The following is a 1,179-nucleotide window of genomic DNA, read 5'->3' as shown; positions in this document are numbered from 1 at the left end:
CCCACCCTTGTAATAGCGCGATCGCTTATCCTTGACCTGTTCCATGAGGAATGGCCTGCCGCGGCTGCAACCACGGCAGGCCGCTGGCGATCGGATCGAGCCCACCCAGAGCAGTTTGTGGCTGCCCCGTAGCGTGATCGCGTCAGCACCTTCATCGGACCCGGATGGTTGCCGGAACAACTTGGTTCGCTTCACAAGGCAGGGTCGACGAAGATGACACAGACTAGCATAACGACGGCTGGGATCGATACATCGAAGGCTAAGCTCGACATCGCGGTTCACGGTCGAACCGAACGCTGGCAGGTCGCCAATGCTTTGCCGGGTTGGCGCGCTCTGGCAGCAAACCTGGCCAAGGCCGGCGTCACGCGGGTCGGGATCGAGGCGACTGGCGGCTATGAGCGTGGCGTGGTGGAGCATTTGCGCTCGGCCGGCTTTACCGTGCTGTTGCTGCAGCCGCTTCAGGTCAAGGCGTTCGGCCAGGTCCATTTACGCCGGGCCAAGAACGATGCGCTCGACGCGATTTTGATCGCGGCTTGCGCTGCAGCCCTCGATCCGCCAGAGGTCGCGCCGGATCCGCGATTGACCGAATTGGCCGACTATCTGACCTTCCTCGAGCAGATCGAGGAGGACATCAGGCGCTTCAAGACCCGGCTTGAGCACATCGACGAGCCTGCACTGCGACGCCTCGTCAACAGCGACATCGCCAGGCTGAAGGCACGCAAGTCGACCCAGATACGCGACATTGCCAAGCGTCTTCGCGCCTATGACGATCTGGCCAAGCGGCTCAAGCTGGTGCTCAGCATTCCCGGCATCGGCGAGCGCACGGCGCTGGCGATCGTCATCCGCATGCCGGAGCTCGGTCGCGTCAGTCGTGAGGAAGCCGCAGCCCTGGCCGGGCTGGCCCCCTTCGATGCAGATAGCGGACAACACCGCGGACAGCGCAAAATCGCCGGAGGCCGCAGCCGCCTGCGGCGCTCCCTGTTCGCCGCGGCCCTTCCGGCGGCCTTCCGTTGGAACAAGGCTCTGATCGCGCTGTATGCCCGCCTCATGGCAAAGGGCAAAGCCCACAACGCTGCACTGATCGCCTGCGCCCGGAAACTCCTGATCTACGCCAACACTGTCGTACAGCGCGGCACGCCCTGGACCGAAAAAGCAGCCTAGCTCTTAATGGTTGCTACG

The 1,179-nt window shown here is 63.4% G+C and carries 1 protein-coding gene; it reads left to right on the top strand.

Annotation, left to right across the window (positions count from 1 at the left end; genetic code table 11):
• Positions 1-213: 213 nt before the first annotated feature.
• The gene (locus tag FXB40_RS45485; protein ID WP_148778772.1) at positions 214-1,161 is read left to right on the top strand and encodes an IS110 family RNA-guided transposase; all 948 of its coding nucleotides are present in this window, start codon (positions 214-216) and stop codon (positions 1,159-1,161) included.
• Positions 1,162-1,179 lie beyond the last annotated feature (18 nt).

The organism is Bradyrhizobium rifense (genome assembly GCF_008123425.1).
GTDB lineage: Bacteria > Pseudomonadota > Alphaproteobacteria > Rhizobiales > Xanthobacteraceae > Bradyrhizobium > Bradyrhizobium rifense.
The sequence above is the reverse complement of the archived record's forward strand: the minus strand, read 5'-3'. Positions and strand labels throughout refer to the sequence as shown.

What these genes read in the sequence shown, in the direction of transcription:
- FXB40_RS45485 (WP_148778772.1), top strand. Translation starts at nt 214, where the DNA reads ATGACACAGACTAGCATAACGACGGCTGGGATCGATACATCGAAGGCT.